The organism is Microcoleus sp. BR0-C5 (assembly GCF_036705045.1).
Classification (GTDB): Bacteria; Cyanobacteriota; Cyanobacteriia; order Cyanobacteriales; family Microcoleaceae; genus Microcoleus.
Map to the genome: position 1 here is coordinate 80,092 of NZ_JAUBTR010000012.1, position 23,467 is coordinate 103,558.

Annotated in this window: 14 protein-coding genes; 3 read left to right on the plus strand and 11 right to left on the minus strand. The window is 43.6% G+C overall.

All coding sequences use genetic code 11. The annotated features are described in order from the left end of the window. Positions 1 to 10 precede the first annotated feature (10 nt). Positions 11 to 1,123, plus strand: a complete 1,113-nt coding sequence (locus QUB08_RS08410) for a phosphoribosyltransferase-like protein (protein ID WP_333224286.1) — start codon at positions 11 to 13, stop codon at positions 1,121 to 1,123. Between the two features lie 16 nt (positions 1,124 to 1,139). On the opposite strand, the gene QUB08_RS08415 is transcribed toward QUB08_RS08410, so the two are convergent. The 6 genes from QUB08_RS08415 to QUB08_RS08440 form a co-directional block, all read right to left on the minus strand. Continuing rightward, on the minus strand, positions 1,140 to 6,920 hold the full coding sequence (locus tag QUB08_RS08415) for a DEAD/DEAH box helicase (protein WP_333224287.1): 5,781 nt from the start codon (positions 6,918 to 6,920) through the stop codon (positions 1,140 to 1,142). Next, a complete protein-coding gene (locus QUB08_RS08420; RefSeq protein ID WP_333224288.1) occupies positions 6,913 to 8,214 on the minus strand; it encodes a hypothetical protein in 1,302 nt (433 codons plus the stop codon). Before QUB08_RS08420 ends, QUB08_RS08415 begins: the two co-directional genes overlap by 8 nt. Before the next feature lie 15 nt (positions 8,215 to 8,229). Next, positions 8,230 to 9,933, minus strand: a complete 1,704-nt coding sequence (locus QUB08_RS08425; protein ID WP_333224289.1) for a hypothetical protein — start codon at positions 9,931 to 9,933, stop codon at positions 8,230 to 8,232. A gap of 183 nt (positions 9,934 to 10,116) precedes the next feature. Then, positions 10,117 to 10,368, minus strand: coding sequence for a hypothetical protein (locus QUB08_RS08430; RefSeq protein ID WP_333224290.1), 252 nt, complete (start codon positions 10,366 to 10,368; stop codon positions 10,117 to 10,119). Between the two features lie 394 nt (positions 10,369 to 10,762). Next, the gene (locus QUB08_RS08435) at positions 10,763 to 11,197 is read right to left on the minus strand and encodes an aminoacyl-histidine dipeptidase (protein WP_333224291.1); all 435 of its coding nucleotides are present in this window, start codon (positions 11,195 to 11,197) and stop codon (positions 10,763 to 10,765) included. 296 nt (positions 11,198 to 11,493) lie between these two features. Then, positions 11,494 to 12,189: a hypothetical protein gene (locus QUB08_RS08440; protein ID WP_333224292.1), complete on the minus strand. Its 696-nt coding sequence runs from the start codon at positions 12,187 to 12,189 to the stop codon at positions 11,494 to 11,496. Positions 12,190 to 12,512: 323 nt separating this feature from the next. Between QUB08_RS08440 and QUB08_RS08445 the strand changes: the two genes are divergently transcribed. Next, positions 12,513 to 14,099 carry an AAA family ATPase gene (locus tag QUB08_RS08445; protein WP_333224293.1) on the plus strand — a complete coding sequence of 529 codons (1,587 nt, stop codon included), beginning with the start codon at positions 12,513 to 12,515 and terminating at the stop codon, positions 14,097 to 14,099. A gap of 102 nt (positions 14,100 to 14,201) precedes the next feature. Here the strand turns inward: QUB08_RS08445 and QUB08_RS08450 are convergent, their stop codons facing one another. The 5 genes from QUB08_RS08450 to QUB08_RS08470 form a co-directional block, all read right to left on the minus strand. Further along, positions 14,202 to 15,713 (minus strand): phospholipase D-like domain-containing protein, encoded by a 1,512-nt coding sequence (locus tag QUB08_RS08450; RefSeq protein ID WP_333224294.1) that lies wholly within the window; start codon positions 15,711 to 15,713, stop codon positions 14,202 to 14,204. Next, complete coding sequence (locus QUB08_RS08455; RefSeq protein WP_333224295.1) at positions 15,710 to 19,159, minus strand: AAA domain-containing protein; 3,450 nt, start codon at positions 19,157 to 19,159, stop codon at positions 15,710 to 15,712. The genes QUB08_RS08450 and QUB08_RS08455 overlap by 4 nt, the downstream gene beginning before the upstream one ends. Positions 19,160 to 19,286: 127 nt before the next feature. Beyond that, positions 19,287 to 21,083: a bifunctional 3'-5' exonuclease/DNA polymerase gene (locus QUB08_RS08460; protein ID WP_333224296.1), complete on the minus strand. Its 1,797-nt coding sequence runs from the start codon at positions 21,081 to 21,083 to the stop codon at positions 19,287 to 19,289. Between the two features lie 195 nt (positions 21,084 to 21,278). Then, entirely contained in the window at positions 21,279 to 21,863 is a 585-nt protein-coding gene (locus QUB08_RS08465; RefSeq protein ID WP_333224297.1) for a class I SAM-dependent methyltransferase, read from the minus strand. A gap of 55 nt (positions 21,864 to 21,918) precedes the next feature. Beyond that, positions 21,919 to 22,599 carry a hypothetical protein gene (locus tag QUB08_RS08470; RefSeq protein ID WP_333224298.1) on the minus strand — a complete coding sequence of 227 codons (681 nt, stop codon included), beginning with the start codon at positions 22,597 to 22,599 and terminating at the stop codon, positions 21,919 to 21,921. A gap of 365 nt (positions 22,600 to 22,964) precedes the next feature. Here QUB08_RS08470 and QUB08_RS08475 point away from each other — a divergent pair, with 365 nt between their 5' ends. Next, the gene (locus tag QUB08_RS08475; RefSeq protein ID WP_333224299.1) at positions 22,965 to 23,303 is read left to right on the plus strand and encodes a hypothetical protein; all 339 of its coding nucleotides are present in this window, start codon (positions 22,965 to 22,967) and stop codon (positions 23,301 to 23,303) included. Positions 23,304 to 23,467: the final 164 nt, after the last annotated feature.

Genomic DNA, 23,467 nt, shown 5'->3' on the forward strand with positions numbered 1-23,467 from the left:
TGTCGAATATATGACCCAAAAAGATTCTAATCAGTACCTCAACTTAAAGGGAGATATAACTAAGGAAATTAAATTATTGCGAAGAAAACAGTCAGATATAATGAACCCCTATAGAAGACCTATATCTTCTATTTTGCCAGAAGAAAGACAGGTAGAAAATACTTTATTATTTGATGAAAAAACAGACAGCGAAGCTTATTATGATAGGTTTTCTCACTGGGAAGGTTCTATATCAACGAAAAAAATCCGAGACTGGCTGAATCAATTTGAAACTAATATGGATAAAAACATAGCACATTTACTTTTGAGTAAGTTTCAGTTTTTCTCAAAAACTGATATTGAATCAGCTACTCGAAATTTACAGGAAAAATTACTTGACTTACTTCTGACAAAAGAGAATCTTTGGAAAGCTTTTCGTGACGATCCTAAAGTTGGTTTGAAAGATAATGAAGCTGAATTTAAAAAATGGTTGAGAAATAAGATTATTAGATATGCTATGTTGCCTTCACCTTCAGATACATCTGTTGAAAGTCAACATCGACTGTGGGCAATTTATGAAAGATCGGCTCTTACGGCTACTAGCTCTACTGATGGCAAAAAAATCCGACCTCTGAGCGAGTATTTTCAAGCAGGTAAAGGAGACCATGAAACATCAGTTTTTGTATTTATGGACTATACTAACGGTTCTGGTAATCAACTCGCCAAATGTATTCGGAAAATCAATAAGTTACTCGAACAATATCCTGCATATCAACAGTCATCGTTTATCTTTATGTATGTAGTTCAGGCTACATCATTCAACTTAGCTAGTATAGAATTTGCTCCTGAGAACAGTGAAATTATCTATTATAAACCCATGCTTGGCTATAAAAGCCAAGAAATTATGGATATTCTCGATAGCCACCAAATATCGAAATCAGAATATGGTGATTTCATAGAAAAATATTGCCGGCTTGCTTCTGGAAAATCATCCGTAGGCTATCGTGAGTCGGGAGCCTTAACCTGCCATCATTATAGTTGTCCCAATAATACATTACCTTTTTTTCATAAACCCAGTACAAATTGGGAACCGCTTTTTAGAAACAGTCAAACACCAAGCGCCACTCGCTATAAGCAAAAATGATTTGCTAGACAAAAATCTACGCACAATCTCCCGGTCTCCGCAGTACCATAAACGGGTTAGCAGCCTCCACCTGATAACCAGGATACTGCGATCGCGCGATCGCCACCGCTGCAATCCACTCTGGATGGTCATCATTCCATAAAGGATGTCGAATCATTTTGATTGTCCGCCGTCGAGTATTTTGATGAACGTAGCCAGTGAGAGTCTCAAACTGCACTGGCGCACCATAACCCAAGCGTTGAAGTGCCGCCGGAATTGGGCCTTGGACTAAGTTAAGCCAAGGATTCTGAAAATTGCCCCAAGAAGAGTTGAGAGCGATCGCCGACGCAGGATTAGCCACCAATCGTGCCATATCTAAAGCCAGTCGCCAATCCAATAACCCATGATAAGCAAGGTTTTGATAGTCCCGCAAACACAAATTGCAGGAAGTATCACAATCACTTCCGTGCTCGTGAGGATTCGTCCATTTCCAGGCAATGCTGTTTGAAATTGTTGGATCTGCCCGATCCATCAGTTGTTGAAACTCATTCGGTTTGGCTAGAAACCGACAATAACCCGCCCCATTCTCCAATTGATCGCAAAGAAAAGCTTGACCTATAATCGCTCCATTCTGCTCTAATGAACGAAAACCAGCCTGCAACTCCAGTGCATCCACATCGAGAAGAGAAGCAGCCGCTACCCGCAGCCAAAACGCGAAAGAATACCAAGCAGCACGACCTTCAACTGTAGTTGGATTGGCAAATATGCCATTAGGCCATTCCTGAATATTTACTAATAGGATATCTGTTTTACGTTGAGATAGTAGAGCTACCCGATAAACCGCTCCAGATGTACTAACCGAACTGTTTTGCTTAGATACAGCATAAGCCCCTGATTTATGTCGATTATCAATCCTAACTCTTTCGTAGAAGTCAAACCCTCCAGTGCCACCATTATCATTAACCGAAATGATATTGTCATTGAATGCAGATACAGAAGCATTAAGGACAGATGCAGGTGTGCCATTATTTGCAAGCGTGCCATCATTCGTAGGGATACTCAAAGAAGGTCGTGTCGATCGCGGTTGCCACTCAAATTGCCCATCAAAGTCCTCTGGTTGCAAGTCTGTAAAAAATCCCTTGGGTTCCCTGGCATCGATGCAACGCATCGCATCATTTACACCGCAAACTGGACATTGAGTTGTTGGCGGTGTTTGACCGCCCGGTAGTGGTTGATTTAAGATTATGTGCGGGTAAATTACCGCTTGACAGTTACTACAAAGTCCGAGAGATTGGTTGCCATTTGGTAGTGCAGGGGCAAACCCTGAATCTGAAGCAATTGTGTTGCCTTGAGGATATAATTCAACTACACCACAGGCAGTGTGAACCGCCTTATCTTTGACAGTCTCAGAGCCGGGTGCAAATTGGCTGATAGCCACATCAAGGTTGCGATCGACTATTCCCGTCTCTGGTGGCCATTGAGCGCCAGGTGACGGCCAGCGCGTGTAAAGTAAACGCACCCGCGTCGGGAAGCCAAACATCGGCAATAACCCCGCGTTTGCCAGACGTTCGCTCAGTGCATTCTGAGTGTATGTAGAGTCATTGACTTCAGTTTGAATGTCGGGGATCAGTTGATCGCGGAGATAATTCAACATTTGAGAATTACTAGCATTCGGTAATGTTGTTTGCACCCGCAAAATATCTAAAACTGACAAAATCTTCGGTTCATTGGCTGGATTGTTTAACCAACCTGCGATCGCTACTTCATAATTAGGCCAATTAGCAACATCACCAAACTCACCGTGTACGTTGTCAGTCCCACCTAAAGACGCAGTGATTCCCGTGTCTGTGAAAGCTTGCCTTAACACCTCTTTTCTGAGGACGCGCTGAAAAATTTCTTGACTCTTCATATCAACATAAGGCGGTGGGGGTGGGTCCCCTGTAATACTTTCAGGACGCTGAAAGTAAAAGTCATCGTGGCTTCTGCCTCGACAGAAGGTAACAGCTAATGAAACTCCCGCAGAACGTCTGCCAGCACGACCTACCCGCTGTTGATAATTAAATCGGCGTGGTGGCATATTTGCCATCATTACTGCTAGGAGTGCACCAATATCAACCCCTGCTTCCATTGTCGTTGTTACGCTCAGTAAATTGATTCCCTGAACCCGTCCGTTCTCGTCATTAATAAAAATGTCTTGAAACCAGCGCTGACGCTTAGTTCGCTCTTTCTTGTCAGTTTGACCCGTTAATTCCTCTGCATTCATGCGGAAGGGCTGGCCCGATTGTTCTGAGAGATAGGTATAGTAATCAAAATCGCTTGTTGTCTGTCCGGGTGTCAGATGAATTGTGGGATTGTTGGGATTGTCAAAACGGCGATCGCTGTTACATTCGGGGCAAACCCCAGCAGCAGGTTGAAGAAAGAAAGCATTGCATTGCAGACAACGGAATCCCGGACGCGAACCATCAGGATTGGCTTCTGGTGGTAGAACGAGATAGAGGCGATCGGGATCGAGTGCAAGTCCTCCATTACTGGGTATGCCAACTTGCGACTGGATTAATTGTTGCTGGATGTCGGCTAATGCTAAACCCGTTCTCGCAATATAACGTTGAGCAAAATTTGATAAATCCGAGTTATTGCCAAGGCGGAAATAAGGGAAATAGCGGTGCAATTTACGAGTTCCTAATTGTCGGATAACTGCCTCAGTTGCTTGAATCAGACTAGGTGTTGGATTCCCTTGAAGTTGATAGCTAACCCAACCCTGTCCAAGTCCTTCAATTGTCCGAGCTATGTGTGGGAAAATAGCGTACAGCAACTCAGCGGTTAGCAAATCCTCTAACCGATTAATGTGATTGCTCTGTTGCGGTGTGGGAGAGACAATTGGTGTGACTGAATTGCTTGCCCAGTGATAACAATCAAACCAAGGTTGCCAATTTTGACCACTTCCTTGCCCAAGTGAATATTTTAAAGCTTTAAAATCCGTTCCCCCCGGACAAATCCCGTATTCTAGTAGCTTATCTCTAACTGTTCGTCGCAAATCTAAAAGAAGAATTCGCTGTGGGTAGCGCTGGAGTAAATCGACCCATTGGTTGCGAGCTTGCGGGTTGAATGGGGGTGAATCCATCACCCAGGAAACAGCTTCATTTACCTGGGTAGAATAGGCATTACCAAATCGGTTGCGCCTTTCCATATCGTCTAGGCAACTGGATGATGTTACCGCAGCATGAAGATTGGGATTTAAAGCCTGTAATCTAGCCAGTGCTGCTTGGTTATTCGTACAAGTGATGCGGAGAAAGGCTACAAGATCATTCCAATAATCTTGGAAAGACTGAATCAACAACATCCGCGCCATATCGCGATAATGATCTCGCTCCATTCCCGCTGCCAACTTCGCCGCATCCTGGCGGCTATCGGAGAAGATAACTAACTTGCGAGATGAAGCTCCTGTAGGGCTTTGTTGTGATGGCATTTCTCTCAGGAGTCCACTAGCAAGTACCTGACAAGCTTTTTGAAATCCGGTGCGGTGGAAACGCAGGGGAGTAGGAAATTTGTCTCGTTTTCCATAGTCAGCATCACAGCGAGGACATTTACTTGGCAATGCTCGTTCTTCTGGATGATTGCCAACCACTTGATACAGCCACCCCGGTATTTCCTCTGCTTGTGGTTGAGCGTTATTCTGTGCGATCGCGCCTGTACTCCGGTTCAGCTTGGCGCGAACCCATTTTCGTTTTATCTTGTCAAGCGTCCATTCTGGGTCTTGTGGCTGCGTATCCCAAACAGGTGTCTCTCCAGGCAAAGGCCAAAAAACTCTATAATTTCCGTAGCGTTGATTGAGAGTAATACGGTCAGGGATTCCCTCTAAATCGGGTTGATCTGGTGTAAGAATTTCTACATTTGTGTTTCCTATTCGTTGAGTAGCTCTGTAACCACCAAGAAAAACCTCTCCACACACTTCACAAATAATTAAGTCCAAAACACGAGAACCACAGGAGCAGCTAAGGCAATGAGTGGCATGAATTGCACCCACAGTCGGAGGATTCGGATCGTTATTCCTGATAGTGCGATCGACTGCTGAATCGTCGGTACAGTCAGGGTTACAGCAAGCCCATAAGTTTTGCAGGTTGTGGAAGAATAGATGACCGCGTACAGGTTGGGGCGATCGCCTTGTACTCACTTGTTGAGACATTCCCAATCCCAAAAGCAGTCCCCGCATCGCATCAGATACTAACCCATTAGTTGCAGCCCCAGGAAAAAGTTGACGGTCTAAATCTGTTGGATTATTTGAGTTGTATGGGTCTATAACTTTCGTAGCCCGAACTGTAAGATTAGGATTACTTGGATTAAGCAGACGATCCACTTCGCGGCAAGCATCCCTCAGTACATCTGCTGCGCCTAGAGTAGCGAGTGCTTCGCCAAGATGTTGTTCCGCACTTATTCCAGATACCGCTGGTTGTCCAAGCTGCATAGCCAAATTAGACATAGCATTCCGCACCTGATTTGATGCTGGATCGGGCGGTTGCATTTCCTGCAATGGGTCAGCTTGTACTGACTGAGCAAACTGGGCAAAAGCATTTTGATAGGTCGAAAGATTGAATCTTGCCCCTGATGTTGGTGGGGTTTGTTGCCCTGTAATGAAGGCAAAATTATCGCGTCCAAAAAACTCACGCAAAAAGTCTCTACCTTGCTGATTTTGATCGAGACTTGCCGTTGTTGTCAAAATCCGCAGTTGTGGTGAGTCTGGTGTCAATCCCAAACGCGAATACAACAATCGCAGAATATAAGCAACCTCTGTCCCCGGCGTACCGCGATAAGCATGAAGTTCGTCAATAATTAGGAAAAATTGGTTTTCTGGGTCGCTTGCCAGCCAGTTACAAGTTGCATCAAAGATATTGTTCTCGATACTCCGCATCATCATAATGTTGAGCATCGAGTAATTAGTAATCAGAATATCCGGCGGACTATTTTGCATATCCCACCGAGACCACATTTCACCGCCATCGAGTCGCGGGAAGTAGTAAGGCAAATCTGGCATATCCTGAAGTAGAGACGGATTGTTTTGGATAGCCCTATCTACCTGTTGCCGCTGCTGTTCAATCTCCCTTAATTCATTCCTCAGTCGTCTGATGCTATCGTCTGTCTGTATTCCTGAAACTGCCGTTTGTCCGGTATAACGACCAAAAGTAATCCGATTGCCACGTTGATCTCGCTCTAACCACTGGTGTACTGAGGGTGCTTCCAGTGCTTTTCTCAATCGACGCAATTGGTCTTCAACTAAGGCATTGAGTGGATATAGAATCAAAGCGCGGAGGGCTTTTGGTCGCGGAGTGTGAGCCCATTGAGATATGCGATTTCCATTACCATTATCATTCCACCAGCGATGATTATTTGGCGGTTGAGGATTAGCTGACCAAGTGCTGCATTCCCGTGCTAATTGTGCTAGTAGTGGTAATAGGAAACACTCGGTTTTACCGGAACCCGTACCAGTAGTCACGACTAAATCTCGCTGGTTAACCAGCACTTCCCGCAGGCTTTCCCACTGGTGTTGATAAAGCTGGACTCCCGGATCGAAAATCATTTGCCCAAGTTGTGCCAAGTTGTGGTATTCGGAGGGGAGTTGATTGGCTGCGGCTGATAAATTCATCCCCGATGATGGATAAATCGGGACTGGCTCAACTAAGGGAGGCTGACTCAAGATACCTGGTTGCTGGAGGAGTGTATCCCGTTCATCAGCCAAAGCGCGGTAACGCAGGGGGAAAGCACTTTTGATATATAGCTGATAGATGCGATCGAGTCTTTGATATGCTCCAACTAAGTCATGCACTGGCAGGTACCTCTTCGCACTTTACATTAAGTTTATCAGTTAGCAGAGAAATTACTTCCATCGGCACGTTCTTGTACAGAAGCCAGGAGTTTTGATTTTGATAAGTCGGGAGTTGTCCAGATGCTAGCACTAGCGCACGTTCGTAAATTTCAGGCCAACGCTGGGAGACAGGTATTGCTAAACGCTGTTTCGAGATAGAATAAAGCGCTTGACGAACTATGCTTGTGTGTGATAAGTGCAGAAATCGCAAGCCGTACCAATCTCCCTGTCGCCAGAGATCATTCTCTCGGTCATAAAATAGGGTACGGGAAAAATGGTTGTTTGATTCTTGATGCAGCTTGTACATCCCTGTTTCGCTAGGAAAGCTACACGGCTCAAAACAATCTTTATAAACATCAAAGCGTTCCCACTCGTAGAAACTCGGCACAATTCCCTGTAAGGTACTGAGACTCTGTTTCCAAGTTGCAATATCAGGTAATATTTCAGCAATTTTTAGAGAAACTTCACCAACATAGCAGAGCGGCACCTTGCTAGTAATTAGACTTGGAGCGCTGATTTTTATACGAATACAAGGTGGTGCATCTCCTTTGGATTGGTGTACTGATGTTACATCAGCATATTCTTTCAATTGCCTCAGTAAACAGATACTGCGTTGACCACACAGCATAAATTCTGGAAAGTCAGAGTCTGAGCTAATTTTAACAATAGCAGTAGGGGCCGCAGACCATCGTTTGCCGTTCTCTGAAACTTCGAGATGTCCCAGCAACTTCAGCTTCCGCAAGATGCTTGTTGGTTCCTCAAGTTTCAGGGCTTCACAGGCTTTGTTGAATGATTCTCTCGTTCCGCAGCCAAGTACAGACAGCCAGTATAAAAGTTTTTGGTTGCGATAAGAGAGAGCTTCTATCTTGGGCGATAGCTGATTTATAATCGGTGATAATATACCATAAAGAATAGCATTATTTCTTGTTGCAACCGCTACCCGCTCGTCTTCCTTGGCTTTGCTAGTAATAACTTTTAATATAGGTGGATTTTTTGGAGATTGCTTGTCTGCTATGCTGCCAACTAGGTTACACAAAAGGGGGCGAATGTAATCGCCTATAGTTTGTTTAGCAAGACTTAACCTCTCGGCTACTTCAGCCATAGCACGACCTTCAGAAAGATACAGAAGAGCATCAATACTTTTAAGAGATGACAAGTTATTTGTCGCGATAGCTTGGTTTCGCCATTGCAATACTTTTTTTCTAGTTTGATTGGTAAGGCGTATTTTGATCTGCATGAATAATACCTTATACACCCCTCTGAATGTAAGTTAAGAAACTGGTTCAATGAGGCTACCACAAATACGATACCCAGAATTAATTGGTATCCATTCGCGCTCCTTCGGTTCTTGAATTGATAGTTCACTCCAACCGATAATTTGGATATAACGCTTTGTCGATTCACTTCCACAAGTAGCCTTGACGAGGTAATAACCTGGACTGGGAAAATTGACTGAAATGGGAGTCTTCGTCCTCTTAAAATCGTCCATAATTGGGTTATTATCCGATAATCGCGTTACTTGTAACTTAGCAGGAGCGGTGGAGGAACGGCTAAAGATAGTCACTTCAGGACTATGACCCTCTATCCATGCACCCATATTGCGATCGCGCAATCCCCCAGAAAAGCTAATATATAAACTGACATTGGGTTGCAAAGCCTCCTTAAGTTCTTGATTGTTGATAAAGACTCTATCCCAAGCCAGTGAAACAATTTTGCACTGGTGGAACTCTACCCACTGGGAATTATTATTAAATACAGAGATTAGAGAATCGCTACATTCCAGCAAACCTGCATTACGCAAACATTCGATATCTGAGCACAGTTTTTGTTTGCAAAGTAGGATAAATGGCACATCAAGTGACGGCCTTCCCCAAGATGCGTACTCTCCTGAATCGGGGTTATCAGAGTCGGGAACCAGTATCCAAAAGTCACGGGAAGGTAAGATTAGGAAACCAAGGTTAGCGGGTGATATAATTCGGTAGGAGGTGTCATTGTTCAATTCAGTCGCACCCATTGGCCATGCAGGCATATACCATCCCGCTCGTTGTTGGTCTATCCTCAACGTATGTACAGTGTTCTGACACTGAACTTGCATTGATTCTATTTGCTGCCCCCTTCCCTGCTTTGGGTAGAGATAGTAATCAACCAGCCCCAAAAAAGGAGCTGTTTCAACGCGGTACAATCCTGCAAAAATGTTGCGATTACCAGTCCGCTTTCCTCTTGTCCCAGGTTGGGGATAACCTTCATCTTGCCACTGTTCATAAACTTCGTGAATTGCTTCGGCGACAGCTTCATCGCGTTCTAGATATTCAGTCAGGAGCTCGCTCAGATGTTTGGAAAGTCCAGATGCTTCTTTGCGGACATAAGTAAACAATGTCTGGACATCCCATTTTCTTCTCCATTGCTTCTCGTAAAATAATCTGATGAGTCGGTCTTTATCAGCTTGGCGGATTAGGGTTTGAGAAATGGGGTAATTAATGTATTTATACCGTCTGCCGCTTCCCTGTTGTGCTGAAGCTAGGAATCCCTGCTTCTCTAGCCATTTGTTCCAATCTTCCCAAAGTAGTTGTTCATCTCCAGAGTTCATCCCTAATGGACGACCATCTCCACGTAAATCTAAAACTTCCTGTAATCGCCTGAAGTATTTTAGGTCTAGTTTTGATGTTCTTTCCTCATCTCCCATCTGATAGGCGGCTAGGACTGTGGCACTCAGAAAGGCAATACTTTTGGGTAAACCGTCATAATCACACCCTCGCAAGTTGCCCAAATTAACTTGTCGGTCAACAATAACTTTTTTTCTTACGGCAATCAGAAAGTCATCACGAATGTTATCGGCGATCGCATCTTTTCCGAATTCTAGACCAATGCGATCAAGTACATCGTCGTCAACACTCAGATAGACTTTAGTACCACGCGACACGCCACTGGTAAAGTAAGATATTAACGCCCGATTCCAGTTTGTATAGCTTGCCATTGTTTCTTTACTGTAGTTGTAATACCAATTCTCCAAAGTTATGCAACAGTAGCCAGGGCTGATGTCCGTCTGTCTCACCTATATTAATTCGTTTGCACTGCAATGGCACGGAAGGGGAGAACACAGGGAGAGGGGGATTTTATTCTGCTCTCTCTTTATCTTCCCTTCCTCTTTGGTTTGATTTTAGCTTCCGGCCGAACTGCACCAACTGGTTGGCAGTGCAATGCTCCGCTTTAAGTACCCAATGTCGTCGTGAGCACCAACTGCCTTACTCCCAGTTTCAAGGGTGATTGGCGATCGCACAGTTTTATCAAAGTTCAAACTGCCCCATAACTTTCTCGCCTTGGCTGTTGTCGTGTGCGATCGCGCAACTCCAACTTCCCACAGTTCTAATCGCAGTCTAGCAAAAACCCTTAATTTGTAAAGAGTGCTCATTTTTACCCCCTATAACGTCTATTTGACATGGCTTGCTATGCGACTACCGTACTTATTACGAGGATTGAGGAGGATTCAAGAGGTGTCGGAGTACAGAAAATCACGCCAAAAACAACAATTCTTTACAACAAATGATAAGCATTTATACTTATTGTGACCGAAAAAGTAGGAATTACGAGGTGTAATGAGTAATAACTGTGCTGTTTTCTCCTCTTTTTTCCTCCTTTTTTAGTCCTCTAAAATTCACATCCAGGTCAAATATAGCTCTAACAAAATAAAATAGCTCTCAATTCAAGGGTGGGTGGGTGGCAATAAGCTTCCCCACTCCTAAAATGAGGAGTAGGGAAGTTGCCCTTAACAGGCAATTTTTGATATTCTTAGTTGCTCAAGCGACTCAATCCAAATCATCAATGTCGTCGTCAGCAACATCCACTTCTTCATGCACACTTTGGGAGCTTGAAGCGACTCCGCTGCTCTGACGGGCGAGCCGTTGATTGCGAATGCCCCGATGCTTGGCGCGGCGATCGCGGATTGCATCCATATCGGTCAATCCGTATAGGATGCGACTAGCACGCATCAACTCTTTTAAAGGTGTCTCGCTGTAGTCAGCGCGAAATTGGGCATTATGTGTCTCCCAATCAAATTCGCCGCCGTTAAAGCGAGCAACGCTTGCAAGTTCCCGACCTGATTCTTCTCTCAAAACTTCTAGTACCATTAGGCGAAGTTTATCGTTGTAACTAATACACTTGTCTAGCGCTTTTGTGTGAGTTTTTTGCGCTTTAGCGATATGGGTTGCATTAGTCTTGTAAGCTTTTTCAGTAACTGTCATTTTTCAGCTTTCCTGAATTCAATTTTGTTCATTTCCACAGCAGCAATAGCTGCCTTTTTTATTTAATCAAAAAGTTTTAATTTTTTAAATAACAGCAATAGCTGTATAGATAATTCAGTTGTCTTAAAATAGTTGAAAAATTTAACCAACTAATTATTATAGTTAAAGTTAGTTAACCTACTCTAATAATATGAGAAAAAAAACTCTGTTCAGCCTTTTTTAGGCAGAGCAGAGTTTTACATATTCGACAAAAGCAGTGGTGAAGGAAAGCTATAAAATTGAGTGACGGCGAAAGACTATTCTAAGTCTTCGTCTTCATCTTCTTCGTCCTCATCTTCTTCGTCCTCGGTATCGAAGTCTTCTTCGCTGTCCTCATCCAAGTCTTCTTCGGATTCATCTGTTTCCTCATCTTCATCAGCATCAAGTTCATCTTCTAAGTCATCCACATCATCATCATCTTCATCATCGGATTCATCCTGCTTGTTATAGCTATTGCGTTTAGCAAGCGATTCTTGATTGAATTTGACAAGACCTTTAATTGCTTCTTGCGGGTCAAGCTCGAAAACGTCGTATAGTTTTGCCATCACAAGCGCAATGACTTCCATATCGTGGCGCAGTGCATCGGGTTGACCAAATAGAGCTGGAAACACTTCGTTATTCCAACGCTGCCAGTTCATCGTTTTGCCGCGTTTTTTCAACTGTGCAGCAATATCCAAACCTAGTTTTTCCTTGGTAGCGTGACCTACCTTAGTTTGGAGGCGTTTTTCGCGCAGTTGAATTTTGACTCCAAACTTTTTCAGGATGGTAGTTCGCACGCGGTCTAGAAGTGCGTCTGCTTGCTCTTCTACAGTGAGTGTCGAACGGCGACTGACCTGTGATTGGGTAGCTGTTGCTGGACTCTTTGACTTAGCAGCACCATTGCTTTTGCCATTCAAAGTCACCGCTCCATTGGATGGGCGAGAGTTATGGTTTTTAGCTGTTGTTGTAGCCATGAAATTTGATTTAATTAAACTACTTCACGGCTAACAGCGCCGTTAGGCGCTCTCAAATTTCATCAAATTTATAATTAGTTTTTTTTATACCTATTAACAATTATTTATAAAATTGTTAGTTTGAAATAAATTTATGTAATAATTCGGTGTGTTTTTTTGAGAGCAGCCGAAATACATAATTATGTATATTTAGGAAATTAGGTAAATAATTCCTAAGAATTAAGACGAGGTTTGGCTGCTGTAGAACTGTTGGCTGATGGCAACGCTCGACCGTAGCATATCAATGAGAAGAGTACCTTTGAATATTTCTTACCATTGAATTTATGCGTATCATTAATGACTGGCTCGCTTTGGCCCAAAGAGGCATTAAGATTGTCGGGCTGGAGTATTACACGCCTGACCGAATCAGAGTTTTAGCACAGTTTCACAATTGGGGGCAGGAGCTGCATTTGCCTGTTTTCTTTTGGAACTCTGGGTACAGTTGCTTGCAGGAAATTGTGAGTCGGGACGGTCAGTGTATCTTGCAAAATACTGACTTGCACCCAGATTCTGACGTGCTTGAGTTTCTATTAGAGAGTAAGAGAGAGGGAATTTACATTCTTGAGGGAGTGCTAGATTTTGACGAATCCGGTCAGGTGAGTTCGCGTCTGGGGTTTCAACTGGCAAATGCTTACTATCACTCATCTTGGTCTGCGGTTCCTCAGTTTTGGGTGATGCTGGAAAACTACATAGAATTGCCGGTGAACTTGCAGCCGTTGATTCCCGTACTGACGACTCCATTACCGTCCCGAGTTGCAGCGCAAAAGGTGGTGGAGTTGTTTTGCGATCGCAATCCTTGGCTTGGCGACAAAGGCGACGAGGTGTTGCAAACTGCTTTGGTTCGAGCTTGCCAGGGGTTGCCCCAAGGTGAGATCGAGTTGATTTTGGAGCGATCGCTAGCTTTTGCTTCGACTGTGGAGGAAATAGCGCGGTTGGTGCTCGACCACAAGGTTAACAAGCTGCGGGGGCGAGGCTTAGAGTTTATTGCCGAGGCTGATGTGCCGGATGCAGGTGGTTTAGACTTGCTAGACGAGTCCCTTTCAAAGGTGGCTTCGTTGTTGAGTCCAGAAGCAGAGAAATACGGACTCAAATTTCCCAAAGGAATGATTCTCTGGGGGCCGCCGGGTACGGGCAAAAGTCTGAGTGCTAAACTTGCGGCTAAGAAGATGGGAGTACCGCTGTTGGCGGCTGATTGGGGTTCGATTGTTGGTTCTTCCAGACCAGATTTAGCTTTGCGCGAATTGCTGGAACTGACTCAGGCTTTAAGTCCTACAATTCTCTATTGGGATGATTTTGATAAAGGTTTTGCAGGGTGGGATTCCAATGCAGATGGCGGCGTTTCTAGGCGCTTATCGGGGAAGCTTTTAACGTGGATGCAAGAGCATCAATACCCAATTTATATCGTGGCGACAGTTAACCGTTTGGGGATGTTACCACCGGAATTAATTCGTCGCTTTGATGATATTTTCTTTGTGGATTTGCCTCACGAAGGGGCGATGTATGAAATTTTCAATCTTCATCTCAAAAAATATTTTCCTGAGTTTCGTAATGCTTCTGAGTCGCCTTGGACAGATGATGAGTGGCGGATTCTGTTGAGAGATTACAGGCTTTGTACACCCGCAGAAGTCGGCAATGCTGTGAGAAAATGTGCTGAGGAAATTTATTATCGCGATCGGGTACAAGGGAAACAGCCGGATGAATTGAAAGTGACTTTGAACGACCTCCGACAACAGCGCTATCAGTTTACGCCGTCGATGCTGCGCGATGAAGAGCAAATTTTAGCGATTCGCAATCAAGCGACTTATGCTCGATCGGCTATTGGGCAGGATCGATCGCGATTTTCTATTCCGTTACAGGAGTTGTTTGGTTAGCGATCACCAGAGGAAAGGGAGGGAAGGATTATCGTGAACTTGAAAATGACACAATTTCACCCTTCCCCCTTTGCATAAGTCATTTTTGCTCTGTCCTCAAATTCAATCGTTAAATCGCGACCTATAGCTATCGAACAGTTCATCAATTTTCTGGGGGTCAGATACAAGCGTCCCTCGCTCATCCCGGAACGTGCGATCGCGGTCTCCCTTGAAGGAAAGCCAATTGAAACTTGTTACTACAGCAAATTTCGCATCAGATATCAGAATTTTGGCGTGGGTATTTCCCAAACGCTTAAGGATAAAATTATCTTTGTACTGATTCGCTAATTTTTTAAGATTTTTCTCAGCTTGGATATCGGATGGGTATTTTTTATCATCTTCATCTTTTCCCAAACCGTACCCAATTAAAAGCTGTATGTTACACTTAAGTAGTTTTTCTAGCTGTTCAATAAACTGTTTCTTTACAACATTAGCTCGAATCCAAGGAGAAATAATCATCAAACGTTTTTGACTGTCTTGAATAGCCTGTTTGAGAATCTCAGGGTGGTCGTAAACTTCTAGGTAACTAATTTGAAATGAATTCAAGCGCTGTTTGAGAATTTCTATTTCCTGCTCTTGCTCAATAATTTTTTGCTCTAAAGCAGCCTTGTCTTCATCCGTTTCAGCCTCTGCAACGCTATTTCGATCCGTATCAATTTTAGCTTGAGCCGAAGATACCTCTTCTTTCAGTGCTTCAGCTTCTTGTAAGGGAGCTTGAGCAACAAATTCATGCCCTAAAACTTCTTCTGCTAACTTTCGGGGTGCGCTTTCCCTCAATGCTTCTAGTAAGCGAAGTTTCTTGACACCATTAGCACGAGCAAAAGCTGCTTCATGTTCATTAGAAAGAACACCATCGATAGCAAAGGCAACCTGAATATCATCACTGTCTTTTGCTTTATAAATTAGGAGCAAAGCAGGTTGAAAAAATATCTGTCTGCGCTCAATAGCTTTCAAGGCTAAAAGGTCTCTATCTTGCTTGAATTTAGCTTTGCTTGCTCCCTCAATCTGGCGAATAATTGAGTCCCCATCTTTGAGTTTAAGATCGCAAAGTTCGGGTGGCTTTTTCGCAGATGGTTCAATTTCTATGATTTCTTGATTACGCAAGTCTTTTTGCTTGAGTAAACGTGATTCCAATCGCCCATACCAGCGAGGATACCGTAGAAGCCCATCAAAATTTATATCAAATGTTCGCTCTTCGGGAACAATAATTTTGGCATCGCGGAGCGTTCCTTCGCCTTTCTTAGTCAATTTCCAAACTTGCATCAGAGAGCCATCAGGAGCTATGAGGTCAATATCCTCACTCATCCTTAAATTTATCATTGCATCCCTGATAATAGACGGTTCGAGACCAAGAAATCCAGCAATATCCACTTCTGAGGATAAACTAGCATTAATAGCTTTCAAGACATATTCTTCTATCGGGGGAATCGGTTTACGGAGTTGGGTTAGAGCTTGAACAGTGATTTTATAAACTGGCAATCCGACTTCTTTACAGCTAACTAAATCGAAGCCTGTACGATTGTCATAGCGGCGTAGTTCTTCGGAAGTAAGAAAAACTGATTCTTCTGAACTCATAAGTTAGGCTCCTTTATGGCGCAATTTTTAGGGTGACTTTCAACGTAATCCAAAACTCGGTGTAATGGGTTGTCATGTGAGGTTCTACAGAAGTGGTGATCTCCCACGATGACTAAGCCAACTTTCCCTCTGGATAAAGCCACATTTAATCGTTCTGCATCGCGTAGAAAACCCACTTTACCTTCTTTGTTAGAACGAGTCACAGAGTACACTGCAATATCAGCTTCGCGTCCTTGGAAGGCATCCACTGTATTGCACTCAACTGTTAATGCTTGCCAATTGTTTAATTCTGAGGCAAGGTTGCGATCGAGCAACTTTAGCTGTGCTGCATACCCCGTCAATACAGCGACACTGTATTTTTTCTGCGCGTTTACTGCCGTCTGGTTTAGCTGTTTGAGAAACTGAACTATGACATTGACCTCACAAATATTGTTAAAGCTAGAATTGGCAGACTGTTCGCGACTATTCGGAAGTTTGGTTGTTGTTAACCAAGTCACAGGTTGTGGTAAAACACTACGAAGATACTGATCTAAGTCAGTCCTGGCACTTTTTAGCTGACCATCATAGAAGCACTCACTGACCAAATTGCCGATTGGTGCTACCATCCTATGTTGGATTGTTAACATCTTGCGACACCCATCTGGGAGTGTTCTGAGCAGTCGATCAAATAAAGTTTCTCGAATATTATCCTGAGTAAGTTCGTATTTTTCCAAAAAGTCAGAATCTCTACTGGCTTCATCTCGAAATGGTGGGAGTTGTTTAGGGTCGCCAACGAGTATCCAGCGATGCGATCGCGCAATTGGAACCAACACTTCTGTCGCCGTAGCTTTTGAAGCCTCATCAACAATACACAGGTCAAATTCTATGTCTTGAATATCTCTAGGAATTCCGATGCAAGTTCCGGCTACTACTTGCGATCGCTTAATCAAAGGTGCATTGAATTTCTCATTTCGACCAAACTGATCGAACCACTCCGCCTGAATAGCTATCAGCCGTTGGAGCATTTTCGCATCGGGTGCATTTGGATCTATTAGTTTATTGATCCGCTCTTCTATTTCCTGAACCGAAAGTCTCAAAAGTTTATTGATACTGCTTCCGGTTAATTCTTTAAGACGCTTTGCTTTTTCCTTCTGTTGCTCTCGTGCTTCTTTTAATTGCTTACGCACGATACTAATTTCAGCTTCAATACTCTGACATTCCTCTAGCTTATCCTTGGGGATTTTAGTTTCCAACAATGAATCTGGATTTTCTGGATTGTAATTTATTGCTAGTATTTTATCTAAATCCTGTTTCCAGATATTAACATCTCCTCTGAGACTTTCAATTTTTGTAACCAGAGTTTTCATTTCTTGAAATAGTGTGGCTATTTCACTGTTATGCTGAGAAATACCTCGTTGCGCTGACCAATTATCAATAAATTCCTGTCCTTTAGCAATTGCACCCTCTCGCCACTGTTCCATCTGTTCTTCGAGTAAGAGCGAATGAACATTCTCTGATACCCGTTCATGGTTACCAAGTCGCACCAACTTCAAGTTAGGATTTTTAGCTTGAATCCGTTCTAGGGCGTTATCTAGTGCAACATGAGTTTGTGAACTGAGCAGAATTCGAGCATCAGGATTAGCTTTAAGAGTTTGCAGAACAACTTCTGTAATAAATGTTGTCTTTCCTGTACCTGGTGGACCTTGGACAATCAGAAAATCTTCTGTTGCGAGTGCAGCTTTAACAACTTGCTGCTGTGATTCATTGAGAGGTTGAATAAACTGTAAATCTACTTCTACGTCAGGAGTACGGACTTCTTGAGGATTGACGAGTAATTGGCGAATGTCTGACCGTACTCCCTGGTCAAATCGAATGGCATCAAGGGCATTTTTTTGTCGATTTAGGGCAACCTCAGCAGCACGAGTATCAAAGCGTAACTCACCAGATTGTGGGAGTCTGTCTGGTTCTCCATATTTAACATAAAGAGTCAATCTGTCACTGATGACCTGTTCAACATCTCCCCCCACAATGCTAAATCCTTTTAAGTTTGTCACATGGCGGGGTTGTCCAGCTAAGTCATCTTCTGGAAGCTCTGATAGTTCAAAGGTAACGCGGTTTCCGTCACGAGTAACGCTTGTGTATTTAATCGGTTTTTCTCGTTTTTTCTCCCAATCTGTTTTAGCTCTGAGAATATTCCACCAAACTTGGAATATCAGTTGCTTTTCTTTTTCATCTTCTTGTTCTTTTAAGTTGGCTTCATGCTCTATAACTGCATCCTGTAGCTTCTGAATAACCTCTTTTGCTTCATATAAATTCAGTGGCGTTCCAAATTTGAACTCGTAGGATAGATTCCAAGCACGCTCTCGACGCTGTTCCAGTTGCGAGTAGGAAGTAGACCAAGCATTGAAAATAACTAGGTGATTTCCTCGGTTTTGATCCACCTTCATGTGATACCGATAGGAAACACCATAAATTTCGTAATGATCTTCACGAGATGGATCGTCTGCGTCGTCCTTAAATTTATAGGGACGAATCCCACAACCCGATTCATTATTGAGATCGTCAAGGATAAGATTCTCGATCTCAACTTCAGAAGAAATCTCAATTTCACTTTTAAGTCTGTTCAAGCACTTTGGTATAAGCTTAAGGAAGCAAGGAGGCTTCTTAATTGCTCCTGTTTTTGTCTTCCCTTGAATAACATTAAGTTCAGCTAGTAGTACCTCTGCATTAGGTTGACGCTCTGCGGGGTCGAGGGAAACAGCACGCTCGATTATTTCAAGGATTTCAGGTGGTGCATTAAACGCTTTCTGTGCGCTGGGGATACTATTATGGTCTGTGAGTTCAATATTGGTCAGGCACTTCAAAACCAATACACCAAAACTGAAAATATCGCGGGTGTAGGTATAGGAACCATCGTCGGTTTCTGGCGGAGTGAATGTACGCGATACAAAGTCTTTGAGAGTAATGCTTGGTTGCAAATACCCCTTAAGCTTGGATATGCCAAAGTCAGCAAGTTTGAGTTTACCGTCACTCCCCACTAAAATGTTGCTGGGCTTGATATCGCGGTGTATTATTCTGCGATTATGGGAAAAAGCCAGAGCCTCCAACACGGGTAACGCTACCGCTTTCCAGAAAGAATCCCAACCGTCTGGTGGAGATTCTTTCAGAAGTGTTGCCAAATCCTTTTCCATCCACTCCAAGACGAGAAAATAGTTACCCGTAGTTTCATCCTTGCCAGAATCGAGAAGTTCCACGATTCCCGGATGCTTCAACTCTTGCAGGGCTTGGGTTTCACGTCTGAAAGACTCGGCTAGAATATCTGCTTCAATCTGCCCGTGTTTGAATTCTTTTACTGCCACCCGCCGGAGGTCATCAAGCATATCGCTTGCCTGATAGACATCAGCCATCCCGCCCGATCGCGGGTTGGGGGATATAGCATAGCGATCGTTTATCAAGCGAGCTGGCATAACTTAGCTACCCATAGAATATTTCTATTCTTTTTGTAACACAAATCCCAATTAGGCTGGTTTTTTAGCAATTATCTATTGCTTAGATTTCCATGCACTTTACCAAACACAGCAGGAACTAATGCGTTTAACTTGCCCATGACGAGGAAATAGTTACTTCCACTTCTACAGGAACTTGCTGCAAATATAGCTCTCCAGCTTCCACCATCACTTTTTTGAGAATGCGACTGGTTCTTTTTAAAGTAGTCTGCGGACACTCTAACAGAATCTCGTCATGTACCACACCGATTAATTTTGCTCCAGTCTTGGGTAGGAGTTTGAACAAACGAGCGATCGCCACTTTCAACATATCAGCCGAAGTTCCTTGAACAGGGTGATTTAGCAACTCAGAAAGTCGGGGTTTCTTTGCCCACCGTCTTCTGCGTCCGCCAATTGTACGGATTTGCTTGATGTCTTTGACGTACACCGTTTTCCTGATGCTGTCGTGCCATCTTCTGACTCCAGAATAAGCTTGGAAAAATCGTCTTCTGAACTCTTTAGCTTCGTCCAAGGTTAAAAGAACATCATATTTTTCCTCAGCATAAGCTTGGAGTTTGGCAGCACCCATGCCGTAAATTAATCCGAAATTAACTGATTTAGCTATCCGTCTATCCTCTGCCGTTACCTCCTCTAATGCCTTACCTGTAATCAAAGAAGCCGTTAAAGTATGCAAATCTTCACCTTTAGCGTAGGCATCTAACATTCGGCGATCGCCAGATATTTCAGCGACAATCCTTAGTTCGATTTGGCTGTAATCTGCTTTAATAATTTGATATCCGGGAGCAGCAATGAAGCACGCACGCATCCCCTTTGCCGTACAATTCCTGGGAACGTTTTGCAAGTTGGGCTTCTTGCAACTAAAGCGTCCAGAACGAGCGCCGCATTGCCGATAGCTGGGGTGAATTCTCCCCGTTATCGGGTGAATGTGTTTGGGCAATGCCTCAGCAAAGTTGGAACACAAAGATGCTAATTTCCGATAATTCAGTAGCAACTGAATTATCGGGTATTGACGAGCTAGAGGAATAAGTTCGCTCTTACTTGTTGACTTAATTGGAATGTTTAGGGCATGGAGAGCGCTTAAAACTTGTACAGACGAGCGGGGATTTATGCTTTCTACCATCTCGGGAAACAGGGAAAGTTGTGCGCTAGGGGCTGGTTTGAGACCGGCTTTCACTAATTCCACCAGCGTAGTCTGCTTTTGAGCTTTCAGTTCCTCGGCCACCAAATGCCAGTGTTTTGCATCCAGTAACATTCCATTTAGTTCCATTTGGGCTACAGCAGGCATCGCTTCAAATTCAATTTGGGCGGTTTCTAGTAACCCAGCATTCTGAAGTTTTGAGATGAGTCGCGCTCTAAGTTTCAGAAGGACAGCAGCATCTAAAGCGGCGTATTCTAACTGAGAAGCTGATAACTTACCTCCGAAATTGCTCGACTGTAGGCTTTTGTCAAGTTTGATTCCTAAAAATTCAAGAGCGAGGGATTGTAGATCGTGGTCTTTCTTGAGTCCAGATCGCAACACCTGACTCGCTAGCATGACATCAAAAAATGGGCCAGACGGTCTAAGTCCAGCTATTTCTAGTACCTGCCAGTCGAACTTACCATTTTGAAATATTTTGAGCGCACGGCTGTTTAGAAGCGCTTTTAAAGGCGATAATTCGCGATCGGCAAAAGCAGCTAGATCGACAATTACCACTGGGCGGTGGGGGACAGCTATTTGGATAAGTCGGATGCGTTCCGTAAGTGGATCTAGCCCGGTGGTTTCTGTGTCTATGGCTATAACACGAGCTTTTATTAAAGGCGAGAGGACATCGTTTAGTCTGGAAAAGTTTGTAATCAGCTCGTATTCCACAATAGGATTTGGGGCGTAGTGTGGGGAATTATTCATGGGAGTACAGGGGTTTTAAGGTAATATTGTTAGTCGTAAAATTGATAGAACTAGCGGAGATAGTTGGGCAGATATTTGGTATTGAAATGTAAGTTACATTCTTAATATTTATTTTGAGAATAAGTAATAGTAATGTGTTGAAATGTAAGTTGTGCTGTCCCCACTAATAAAACGGTCTAGTGGGGAAGCAATCGTCTATTTTTTGTCTATTACGACTAGGTAGCTCTCAACAGTAACCGGGCGATCGCTCCCCCAAAATATTTCTAAGGGAAGTTCGATTAACTTGGCTGACGTGCGCTTAAGAAAGGCTCGAAATGCTTGCGATCGCGGATCGCCTCGGACATTCATGGAATTGCTAACAACACTTACCAGGCGTCCAGAATTGCCTAGAAAAAGGTTATAGGCACGTTGTATGATATCTAAATCAACTCCTTTGATGTGGGGCGTAGAAAATGGGGGATTTGCCAAAATTCTGCTATATCGCCTCTGCGGTTCAGTTGTTAAAAAGTCACTTCCAACTAGATTGAACCCTTTTTGAAACAGAAGTTGTTGTAGCAGCGGGTTTATTTCAATTACATCAACGATTGCACCCGCTCTAACCATAGCCTGCGCCAATAAGCCGTCTCCTGCTGTTGGTTCTAAAACGTAGATTCCTGAAATGATTTGAGCTTCTTCAATCATAAGCTCAATTAGCTCTGGGGGAGACGGAAACCAGGAATAAGGTGGAGCTTCTCGGATTCGCTCATATAGTATTTCTGCAAGCAATGAAGTATCTTTCATTTTAATTTTGCTGCTATTAGGGCTATAATTGGCGAAAATTGCTTTTTTCTCGTGGTTAAAATAAAGTCAATTGCCCTTCAACTTTTGACTTATCTTTTGGTGACTTAGCTGTTACCATTTCTGTCGGTAAATCTGCATCAGCGCTTTTATCTTGGGACAATTTACGTTTGCCCCAGCCTTGGGACGCTGCATGGCGGACAACGCTTTTCCTAATTGCTCTAGCTAGATGGTGATAATCATTTTTGATGCTGTCAAAGTTCACCGCTGAAAATTCAGATAATTCGGATAAATTGTAACCATTTGGTAGCCGATTATGTCTTGTCAACGCGTCTTGTGCTGCCCACATATAGACGTTGTAATAACTGTGGTGCAGAGGAGCTTCAAATGTGGCTCCCATCATATACGCCACGACTTCTGTGGAAGTGCAGTAATTCCCTACAATTCTGTTGCTGTACTCCTCTAGAATCAAATCGAGCCTATCGGATAAGCAAGCCGTTTTCAACCAGTCAGGTATGCTTTCTGACCAGGGGGTTTTGTGTAAAACTAATGGGCCTGCATAGTAACGTAAAAGGGGAAGGGGAATTCCGGTAAATTCCAGTAGCACGGCTATTAAGTCGCGGTGCATACCCATCTGGGCTAATAGCTTCAGCTTTTCCAAAATGCCGGACTGAGGTTTTACAGGGTGAGTGGTAATTTGTTCAAGTAATTCGGGCGTTAACAGATTTAGCTGAGTCATATCTTTTTGAAGGATAATTGTGTGACGAATGAAGATCAGAAAAATCGCGTAGCGAATTCAGTTACAGGGATTTGCGCCGTCTGTTGGGCAAACAATTCGGCAGAGATACGCGCCTCTATATTTCTGAGTAATTTTTACCCACCTTGCTGGATGGAAGGCGGGCGAAATTAAGAGCAATGCCAGCGCTATATTTTGTTTCGTGCAATAGCAGTAGGTCTTGGTTGTTTGCAGACAGGCTAAGGCGATCGCCGTAGCCTATCCGCCGATAGGCGGTAATTTAATTACGACTATCGGATGAAACCCCCACTCGTTATCCCTAGCTACGCTGAATTGTTGATTCTTACGACTTTGTAGCTACATAATTTATGAACGAGCCAAACAATATCTGTGGCAATGAACCAGGTTACAGCGCTGATGGTTATGCTGTTAGTGGCCGTGAAAGTAACCCGTGCGAATCCTCCCTTAACGGATATCGAAGCAACAGTTATAGCAGTCAGCAAACAGAGGAATACGGGGTTCCAGACTACTTTGCTGATGGCTATCGAGAAAACATTTTTGAAGGCGATTTAAATTTAGCAGATACTCCGTGGACGGAGACGGCTGCTAACCCTAACCCCTATTTTAAGGGAGGCGTAAATGACGCGAATCCCTATCAAAATCAAACAGCTACTTCTCATTTCTACGGCGGGGACTTAGAGCTGTAGTGCTTCAGATGGTAGGCTACAAATCGCCTGTATGAAACTTCTCATTTCGGCGACGATGACTTAGAGCTGCAGTGCTTTACGCCGAGGCTGCTCCATGTAAAGCCTCGGTTGACTGCTTTATTTATTTTAAGAAGCGCAATTGCAGCCTCATCAAGTTCGGTGGG

Coding starts and splice junctions, on each gene's coding strand:
- QUB08_RS08435 (WP_333224291.1), bottom strand. CDS start 11,197: ATGACAGTTACTGAAAAAGCTTACAAGACTAATGCAACCCATATCGCT.
- QUB08_RS08430 (WP_333224290.1), bottom strand. CDS start 10,368: ATGAGCACTCTTTACAAATTAAGGGTTTTTGCTAGACTGCGATTAGAA.
- QUB08_RS08425 (WP_333224289.1), bottom strand. CDS start 9,933: ATGGCAAGCTATACAAACTGGAATCGGGCGTTAATATCTTACTTTACC.
- QUB08_RS08475 (WP_333224299.1), top strand. CDS start 22,965: ATGAACGAGCCAAACAATATCTGTGGCAATGAACCAGGTTACAGCGCT.
- QUB08_RS08410 (WP_333224286.1), top strand. CDS start 11: ATGACCCAAAAAGATTCTAATCAGTACCTCAACTTAAAGGGAGATATA.
- QUB08_RS08470 (WP_333224298.1), bottom strand. CDS start 22,599: ATGACTCAGCTAAATCTGTTAACGCCCGAATTACTTGAACAAATTACC.
- QUB08_RS08465 (WP_333224297.1), bottom strand. CDS start 21,863: ATGAAAGATACTTCATTGCTTGCAGAAATACTATATGAGCGAATCCGA.
- QUB08_RS08450 (WP_333224294.1), bottom strand. CDS start 15,713: ATGAGTTCAGAAGAATCAGTTTTTCTTACTTCCGAAGAACTACGCCGC.
- QUB08_RS08455 (WP_333224295.1), bottom strand. CDS start 19,159: ATGCCAGCTCGCTTGATAAACGATCGCTATGCTATATCCCCCAACCCG.
- QUB08_RS08445 (WP_333224293.1), top strand. CDS start 12,513: ATGCGTATCATTAATGACTGGCTCGCTTTGGCCCAAAGAGGCATTAAG.
- QUB08_RS08460 (WP_333224296.1), bottom strand. CDS start 21,083: ATGAATAATTCCCCACACTACGCCCCAAATCCTATTGTGGAATACGAG.
- QUB08_RS08440 (WP_333224292.1), bottom strand. CDS start 12,189: ATGGCTACAACAACAGCTAAAAACCATAACTCTCGCCCATCCAATGGA.